General features: G+C 35.2%; 9 protein-coding genes and 1 pseudogene. All 10 read left to right on the top strand.

The features are described from left to right. Positions 1-59 precede the first annotated feature (59 nt). A pseudogene (locus B3C94_RS23560) lies at positions 60-335 on the top strand (vitamin K epoxide reductase family protein); the annotation flags it as partial. A 129-nt stretch (positions 336-464) separates the two neighbouring features. Further along, positions 465-1,040, top strand: a complete 576-nt coding sequence (locus tag B3C94_RS17985) for a DsbA family protein (protein WP_293906211.1) — start codon at positions 465-467, stop codon at positions 1,038-1,040. A gap of 120 nt (positions 1,041-1,160) precedes the next feature. Continuing rightward, positions 1,161-1,406 (top strand): hypothetical protein, encoded by a 246-nt coding sequence (locus B3C94_RS17980; RefSeq protein WP_293906209.1) that lies wholly within the window; start codon positions 1,161-1,163, stop codon positions 1,404-1,406. 61 nt (positions 1,407-1,467) lie between these two features. Then, positions 1,468-2,499 (top strand): TlpA disulfide reductase family protein, encoded by a 1,032-nt coding sequence (locus B3C94_RS17975; protein WP_293906207.1) that lies wholly within the window; start codon positions 1,468-1,470, stop codon positions 2,497-2,499. A 36-nt stretch (positions 2,500-2,535) separates the two neighbouring features. Further along, on the top strand, positions 2,536-3,384 hold the full coding sequence (locus tag B3C94_RS17970; protein WP_293906205.1) for a DUF5672 family protein: 849 nt from the start codon (positions 2,536-2,538) through the stop codon (positions 3,382-3,384). Beyond that, positions 3,374-3,895 carry a hypothetical protein gene (locus B3C94_RS17965; RefSeq protein ID WP_293906203.1) on the top strand — a complete coding sequence of 174 codons (522 nt, stop codon included), beginning with the start codon at positions 3,374-3,376 and terminating at the stop codon, positions 3,893-3,895. Before B3C94_RS17970 ends, B3C94_RS17965 begins: the two co-directional genes overlap by 11 nt. Beyond that, complete coding sequence (locus B3C94_RS17960; RefSeq protein WP_293906201.1) at positions 3,892-5,397, top strand: hypothetical protein; 1,506 nt, start codon at positions 3,892-3,894, stop codon at positions 5,395-5,397. Before B3C94_RS17965 ends, B3C94_RS17960 begins: the two co-directional genes overlap by 4 nt. A gap of 6 nt (positions 5,398-5,403) precedes the next feature. After that, on the top strand, positions 5,404-6,276 hold the full coding sequence (locus B3C94_RS17955; RefSeq protein WP_293906198.1) for a hypothetical protein: 873 nt from the start codon (positions 5,404-5,406) through the stop codon (positions 6,274-6,276). After that, positions 6,233-7,147, top strand: coding sequence for a glycosyltransferase family 2 protein (locus tag B3C94_RS17950; protein WP_293906196.1), 915 nt, complete (start codon positions 6,233-6,235; stop codon positions 7,145-7,147). The genes B3C94_RS17955 and B3C94_RS17950 overlap by 44 nt, the downstream gene beginning before the upstream one ends. 14 nt (positions 7,148-7,161) lie before the next feature. Further along, positions 7,162-8,034, top strand: coding sequence for a hypothetical protein (locus B3C94_RS17945; RefSeq protein WP_293906194.1), 873 nt, complete (start codon positions 7,162-7,164; stop codon positions 8,032-8,034). Positions 8,035-8,052: the final 18 nt, after the last annotated feature.

Here is an 8,052-nt window from a genome sequence, read left to right as displayed (position 1 = left end):
CCTTTTAAACTCCGCATTTCTATAACTTACACACTTTATGAGACAGTGTCGAAGTATGTGGAGGATTAGGTAAGAAAACAAATTGTCATGCTGTATTAGCCTCCAAAGGAGCTTCATTTTTAGGAGTCAGTTGGTCTATTTGGGGAGCTAGTTATTTCTTTACATTCTTTATTTCACAATTATTTCTCTTTGATCAGTCTACTTATCACAATATTTGGGTTTATCTTTCTATTCTCGTTTCTCCTTATATATTTTACTCGTTATATTATCAGGCACAGATTGTCAAACGTTGGTGTCCACTCTGTTTAGTCGTACAAGGGATACTATTAATAAACGCTATTGTTTCAATTGTACGAATCTATTTAGCATTACCTATTTGGCCTCGCTTATCTATAGTTGCCATATTTAATATAACGATGTTTGGAATATGCTTGTTCTTTTTTGTCTGTCATATTCTTCCAGTCTTGAAACAAGCAGCAGAAAGTCGTGGTTATCAGAAAAGATGGAAGCGTTTACAATTTAATCCGGATGTTTTTCAAGCCTTACTTTTGAAAACGAACAAAATCGAAACACCAGTAGAAGATCTGGGTATAAGGATTGGCAGTCCCAATGCATCTGTCGAAATTATAAAAGTATGTAATCCCTATTGTGGCCCCTGTTCTAAGGCCCATCCAGAGATTGAAACTATCGTTCGAAATAATCAGGATATCTGCGTTCGCATTATTTTTACAACTTACAGGAATACGAATTCCAATAGTGCGGCTCCTATTAGACATCTTTTGTCTATTAAAGAGAAGTATGGAGCTGAGAAACTCAAGATTGCATTGGATGATTGGTATTTATCTCCGGTTAAAGATTATGAATCATTCGCAAAAAAGTATCCTATAGATATAGAGAAATTAGAAGAGCAACAACATAAAGTTGTAGCTATGACTGATTGGTATAATGAGATGAAGATTGGAGGGACGCCCACTTTTTTTATCAATGGATATCTCTTACCTGAAAGCTATGATATAAAGGATCTGAAGAATTTTTTCTAGAAAAAGAGCCCGATCCGGTTCGAAACGATCTCGGGCAAACAGAAGGCTCCCTGGTAAAAAAGACCCTCTCAAGATATCCTAGAGGGAATGGATATCAAGTCGTTTATAAATTTCAAAATTATGAAAAAGATTTCATTAAAAAATCTGAATTTGAAAGAAGTAGAACAGCTGTCAAGAGTACAGTTGAAAAATGTACTTGGTGGCTATACAGGTACATCACATCCGGTTACAGATCCACCAACAGAACCACCTCCCCAATGTAATTGTAATTCTCCTTATGATTGCGGAGAGGAAGCTCATGACAAATATACATGTGATTCGTGGTGCACGGGCGGCACAGGAAAGGGTGTATGCAATAAGAAGTAAAATTTAAATTAATTAAATGTTCCCTTTTGCTATAAAAGGGAACGTTTTCAACCGACTGTCAATGAAAAAAAATATTCTATTGTCGTTTTTACTATTATACTTGATACCATTTATTGGTGTAGCTCAAAAAAATACCACTTTTGAAATTAATGGAAAAATAGATACCTTACCTTTTACGAAATTTTACACACAGCTTCTCATTGATGCTGACGTTCTCAAGGATAGTATTATTCTAGATAAGAATAGTCTTTTTAAATATAGTGCCAACATTAATGAGCCCGCTGCCCTTCTTCTTCTTTCTGCCAATAGCCATCGAGTAAATGAAGTTATTTACAGTTTTTGGGTAGAGCCCGGCAAGATCATTGATTTCGAGGGTTTAAAAATAATTAAAAGAAAAAATAAGGATTTTAAGATTACTAATTCGGAAACAGAATATTTACAACGTATGTATAGGGATTCTTTAGAAGGACTTTCAAAAGAATTAACAGAGTTATTTAAAAAACAATTCATACATGAACACATTGATACTTATTACGCTCTTTGGTCATTGGAATGGATGGCAAGAACTAATTCTTTAAACGATGATTATATTAAATCGATGTTGATGAAAGTTCCAGAAAAATTTAAATATACCTATCGATATAAGAAAATACAATCCATTCTTGAAACCCGGATTGGTGCTCAAATGAAAAATTTGCATATGTCTGATACTTTGGGAAATGAAAGTTCAATTATCGCTTATAGAGGCAAATATCTTTTGTTAGAGTTTTGGGCAAGCTGGTGCGCTCCCTGCAGGCAAGAAAATCCCAACCTGTTGAAATGGTATAATTGTTATCATGCTAAAGGATTGGAAATCATTAGTTTTTCTTTTGATGAAAAAAGAAGTGATTGGATTCGCGCTATCAACGAAGATAAATTACCATGGCTTCAGGTATCTGATTTAGCAGGTTTTGGGGTGGGGGCCGTAGCAACTCAACTGGCTGTTAAAGCTATCCCTGATAATTTTCTGATTGATCCAGAAGGGAAAATCATCGCTAGAGGATTGCAGGGGAAAGCGTTGGAAAAAAAACTAGCAGAATGTTTTCAAAAATAGAAAATATAGTATATGTTTTTACATAAAGAAATGGATATGAAAAAGACTATCTTGGAAGCAGAGATAGCTGTCGTTATTATTTTGTATAAAAATTTCAACTCATTATCGTTAAATGAGATACTATCTTTAAAGAAAGGTCTTTTAATATTCAGAAAAAGGCATTTCTTTTTCATTGTCAGCGAAAGTATTAGATGGGAATGCTACAGCCAAATTATTAAGCAATATCAGATTCAATACCAAATTTCATTTTTTTCCGAATGGTTCTTTTTCAATACTCTGAATTACAATAAATTGATGTTTCACAAAGAATTCTATAGACTTTTTGATAGTATCAACTATATACTTATTTATCAATTGGATTGTTGGGTGTTTAAGGATGAATTAGATATATGGGCTAACCTTAATTTTGATTACATTGGTGCCCCTCTATTTCGAGGATTTTGCAAAAATACAGATTTTCAGTTTGGTGAGGGCGGAAATGGTGGATTTTCATTAAGGAATGTAAAAAAGCAACGAGAAATATTGGACTATTTATACGAGTCAAAAGAAATATACATGAACTACAACAATGTTAAAGCAACTAATGGAAAATTGACTGCTTTATTCACTGATCGTAATAATAACCTTTCTGTCAAAAGTTCCGAATTATTAATTTCTCTTTTTGAGATGCCTGAACTTAACGAGGATTATTTGTGGTCTGTTTTAATTCCTAATGTTTTTACTGATTTTAAAGTGTGTTCTCCCAAGTTAGCTTCAAAATTTTCTATAGAAATGCATCCCCGATATCTCTATAAGATGAATGATTATCTATTACCTATGGGAGTTCATGCATGGGAAAAATATGATAGAGATTTTTGGCTCACTTTTATAAAGTATGATGATTAACATATCAATAAAAATACATCAGTATATTAAACACCTATTTAGCCAACAACCTAACGGAATATATTTAGATTTAGGAGCTGGCTCTGGTGGACAAGAGAGTATTTCCTATTTACTATATAAAGAATTATTCTGGAGAGGTTTATGCACAGAAAAAGATAGTAAATTATTTGAATATTTAGGTAAATCTCGTGACCATTTGAACTTATATGGAGCATTATCTTCATCTGAAAATATACTTATAAAAAATACGAATGGAGAAAAACTACCATATTTTACATTGGATACCATTCAAACGTTATTAACTGCCCCTATCGATTTTTGCAACTTGCAACAATATGATTTAGATATCATTATTAACGGAGACCAATTTTTTCAATGGAATGTTTCCGTTATTTCCATTCTGAACATTCAGCAGCTTCATCTAATTTATACGATATTTAAGAAAAGAGAATATACATATATCAATCGGATTGGAGGTTTTGACTTTTTTATAAAAAATACTGTATTATGATTTATCTTTCTGCTCAACCCGATACTACTTATTTTATCTGGCAATTAGAAATTCAAATCCGCAACTTTCTCTCTTTGGGAATTAACCGAGATCACATTCAAATTGTAGTTGGGTACAATAATATAACAGGGCTAAGTCCCCAGTTTGTTTTATTTATCGAACAAAATTACGGTTATGCGCAATTTTTTTCTTATCCCGATTATCGAAAAGAAACCAATTATATCTCGTCAATTCGCCCGCATATCCTAAAACAGCACTTCCAGAAATTTCCAGAACTTGAAGAAATGACTATTTTTTACCATGATTCTGATATTTTATTTTCTCGAATTCCTAACATACCTGCTGGGGAAAAAAACAATATATGTTATGTATCTGATACGCGAAACTATTTGGATAGCCAATATATCCGAGGAGCAGCAACTGATGGTTTGTTAAATGATATGATAAATATCGTGGGCATTTCGAAGGAAATTTTAGAACGGAACGATTCTCATACTGGCGGAGCGCAGTATGTGCTGAAAGGAATTACAACATCTTTTTGGGAGAAAGTGGAGAAGGACTGTGAAGAGTTATATGCTCTGATGAAAAGGTATAATCATCAGCTCTGGGAAGATCAGTACCCTAAAAATAAAGAATTCAAAAATAAAAAAAGGGGTATACAAGCTTGGTGCGCCGATATGTGGGCCGTACTTTGGAACCTCTGGTTTTTTGAAAAGAAAGTACAGATACATCCCGAAATGGATTTTTCATGGCCTTTCAGCCCAATAGATGAATGGGATAAAAAATCTATCCAGCATTACTCGGGAAATATCACAGAAAAGGACAAGTTTTTTAAAAAGACTGAATACTTAAACTATCCCCCCTGGTATGATGATGGTCTACTCACAATCCCGCCAACAACCTGTAGTTTTAAAATCGTTGAGTTTATACAAAACAGACGTCAGGAATTGGATGCAGAACGGAAATCAATATTTGAAAAAGCGATTATCTTTCGCATTGAAAAGATCGGCCAATCTATAATCCGTCTGTTTGAATTGTTGAAAAAATATATTCAAAAATATCTAAATGTCGCGGTCTTTTTGAACGGGGAGGAAAAACGAGAAATGGACGAAGAGATAGACTCATCCCCTTATTTATGGAACGAAAGGTATTGGGAGGGATATGATCAGTGTCTGATTTTACCGATTCATGTCTTGCCAGATATCGCCAGCATTATTCGGATATTGGAAGAGAGTAACGACACGAGTCTATGGTTTGATGTCGTAACCAACTACAGAGTGGATGCTCTTTTTGTAGAAAGCTTTGAGAAATTATTGGACAGTGATCTTTTATATCAGAATCGTGGTAAATTCAACAGGAAAGAATGTTCAAGGGGCTGTTATGCGTTGTTATTGCATAGAAATGAAAAGAGGGCCGACTCAAACCTAGTTCCTACTGAAGACAATTTTCCACAGGAGCTTCGTCGCATCCTTCCTATAGCTTATAATTTACTATTAAATTAACACATCATGAAACACATTATGGTAATAAGTGATATTCTTTTTAAATACACTTTTTATAACGAAGAAGTTGGAAAGGAAAATTTATTGGACAATTGGGCTTCAATAGTAGTCTCCAGCGGCAAGTACGGGTTTGAAGATGGTCTGTTAGGGCTAGGCTGGCTGGTTGCTTATTTGGGTAAAGTAGGGAAAATTGACTGTGATGTGGATGAGGTATTGGAAGATATTGACGATATGATCTATAAACTGACCATCAAAGAACATCTACAAATTGAAATCTGCCCCAAAAGGATACTAGATTTCGTTACCTTCTACCAGATACGTCTGTATTCGAAAGGTAACAGGGCATCTTCTCATAGAAAGTTTGTCCATTTTGAGTGCCTAAAATTATTGGTGGAAAAATTAAATCAATATCTTCTGAATTTGGACTATTCCTCTCGTCCTGCAGTAGAGAACGGAATAGAGATCATATTAAAATTTAGCCTCATAGCCAAGGTAAACGGAAATGAAGGCACTTTTGAAACCTACTTCTACTCGTTTATAGAACAAGTGCTGGAACTTTTGGACAGTGGAAGACCTTTGGATATTGCATCTTTGTCACTTCTTAAACTGTACTGTGCAATTAAGCAATATGAACATCCTTATTGGGAAAAGAAGCTTAAACCTTTTGTTCCCAAAAATCCGATAAGTAAAAAAGAAATCTATTGGGGAAAAGTGCGAGATTCTTTGGAAAAAAATAATTCGGAAATTTTTCTCCCGTTGAACCAATGGGACGACACGGAGGGTAGAAGTTTTTTGTTGGACTACGTTACTAACATAAAAGGGGCAGAAGTAATCTATGAAAAAAATAGCAGTGAGTATTATCATACCACTATTCAATAACAGCGAACATGTGCTTCAAACATTAGAAAGTGTCTGCTTGCAAACTTATACTAATTGGGAATGCATTATCATAGACGACGGTTCAACTGATGGTTCAATAGGAGCTGTACATGAATTAATAAGCAATGATTCAAGGTTTACGCTCTTAAAACGAAGTGACCTGACAACTGTAAAGGGAGCGAATGTATGCCGCAATATTGGGTTGAAACAGGCGAAGTCAGAATGGTTGATCTTCGTTGATGCAGACGATTATCTGGCTATTGATTGCTTATATCAACGTCTCCAATATATACAATCCAACAGAGGGTTTGATTTTTATGTATTCAAAACAGCATTTGTTAACGATGCAGGAACGGTCATGGGTACCTTCTGTCACCCCGATAATAATCTCCAAAACCTAATTTTTGGGTTGATAAAACATCAGATTCCCTGGCATACCATGTCCCCGGTATGGAATGTTAAATTTTTGCAAAAAATCGGTGGTTGGAATGAAACATTTGAACGCTTGCAAGATGTTGAGCTTTCTATTCGGGCTTTACTCCATGCACCTTCTTTCCGAATCGATAATGGGCAGATAGATAGTTTCTACCGTTCCAATGGAATGACACCGCAAAAAATAGCTGCCGCACGAATGGGCTTCTGCCGTCTGATAAAGGATTGCTATTTTGATTTAATGAATTCCAAATTATTGGACGAATCTTGTAAAGAAGAAATTGTAGGAATATTTCAGGCGATTATAGAAGGGCAGCTTTACCATTATATAGTCAATAATGCAGAAGATAAAAACTGGGAAGCATTGTACCTCCAGACGCTTGATACCTTAGAGATGGAAGAATATACGAGCGTGAAAAAATTGTTTGAAACTATTTAATATTACAGAGGTATATGAGAATTAGACTGACCACTTTTGCAAGGCCTGATGACGATCTCCTAAAACGCTTTTCGCTACGATATCTTGACGGAAAGACTGTTTGGAAAGATCTGCAGTTTGTGACGGATGAATCTTATGACAGACTGGTAATATTAACCTATCCTTATGAAAGAACACTTCAACAGGGATATCTGCCTGAGAAATCGATCACCTTTATGACAGAACCTTCCGTATCTTATTTTGCTAAAGCACATCCCACTGGAGCTGTTATGGATATACATTTGCATTTACCTTTTTTTCCTATGCGATCAGAAGGTATGTGTGGGACCTGCTTCAGGGAAGATATTGCCCCACTAAAAAAAGACGTCTTGTCCTGTATTGTGAGCGAACTGTCGGGGCTAGAAGGGCATAATAGGCGCCTTGAGTTCGTATATGTGTTGGATCAGCTATTTGAAGAGGGGTTGGACATTTTCGGCCGCCCCTCAAAAGGTAACTTCTTTCAACAACTGTCCAATTATAAAGGCTTTTTACCAGATAAATATGATGGACTATGGTCGTACTGTTATCATTTCGCCTGTGAAAATTGCTTTCAGGAAGGTTATTTTACCGAAAAAATTGTGGATCCCATCATAACTGAATCCCTCTGTTTCTATGATGGCTGTCCCGATATTGAAAACTATATAGACAGTAGGGCATACATTAAAATAAATGTTAGGGATATAGCCACATCTATTCCTATGATAATTAAGAGCATTCACGATCAAGAATGGAAAAAACGACTTCCATATATCCAACATGAAAAGCAACGCTTTCTTACAGATTTACACCCCTTCAACCTGATCTGGATGGCGGTACATGACAATGATCTTCATCGTCTTTATAAATAAACTAATATATGACAATAA

Origin of the sequence: Sphingobacterium sp. UBA5670 (assembly GCF_002420705.1) — a bacterium.
Lineage (GTDB): Bacteria > Bacteroidota > Bacteroidia > Sphingobacteriales > Sphingobacteriaceae > Sphingobacterium.
Note: the sequence above shows the minus strand (reverse complement) of the source record. Positions and strands in the feature narration are given on the sequence as shown.

What these genes read in the sequence shown, in the direction of transcription:
- B3C94_RS17945 (WP_293906194.1), top strand. Translation starts at nt 7,162, where the DNA reads ATGAGAATTAGACTGACCACTTTTGCAAGGCCTGATGACGATCTCCTA.
- B3C94_RS17950 (WP_293906196.1), top strand. Translation starts at nt 6,233, where the DNA reads ATGAAAAAAATAGCAGTGAGTATTATCATACCACTATTCAATAACAGC.
- B3C94_RS17975 (WP_293906207.1), top strand. Translation starts at nt 1,468, where the DNA reads ATGAAAAAAAATATTCTATTGTCGTTTTTACTATTATACTTGATACCA.
- B3C94_RS17970 (WP_293906205.1), top strand. Translation starts at nt 2,536, where the DNA reads ATGAAAAAGACTATCTTGGAAGCAGAGATAGCTGTCGTTATTATTTTG.
- B3C94_RS17960 (WP_293906201.1), top strand. Translation starts at nt 3,892, where the DNA reads ATGATTTATCTTTCTGCTCAACCCGATACTACTTATTTTATCTGGCAA.
- B3C94_RS17965 (WP_293906203.1), top strand. Translation starts at nt 3,374, where the DNA reads ATGATGATTAACATATCAATAAAAATACATCAGTATATTAAACACCTA.
- B3C94_RS17980 (WP_293906209.1), top strand. Translation starts at nt 1,161, where the DNA reads ATGAAAAAGATTTCATTAAAAAATCTGAATTTGAAAGAAGTAGAACAG.
- B3C94_RS17955 (WP_293906198.1), top strand. Translation starts at nt 5,404, where the DNA reads ATGAAACACATTATGGTAATAAGTGATATTCTTTTTAAATACACTTTT.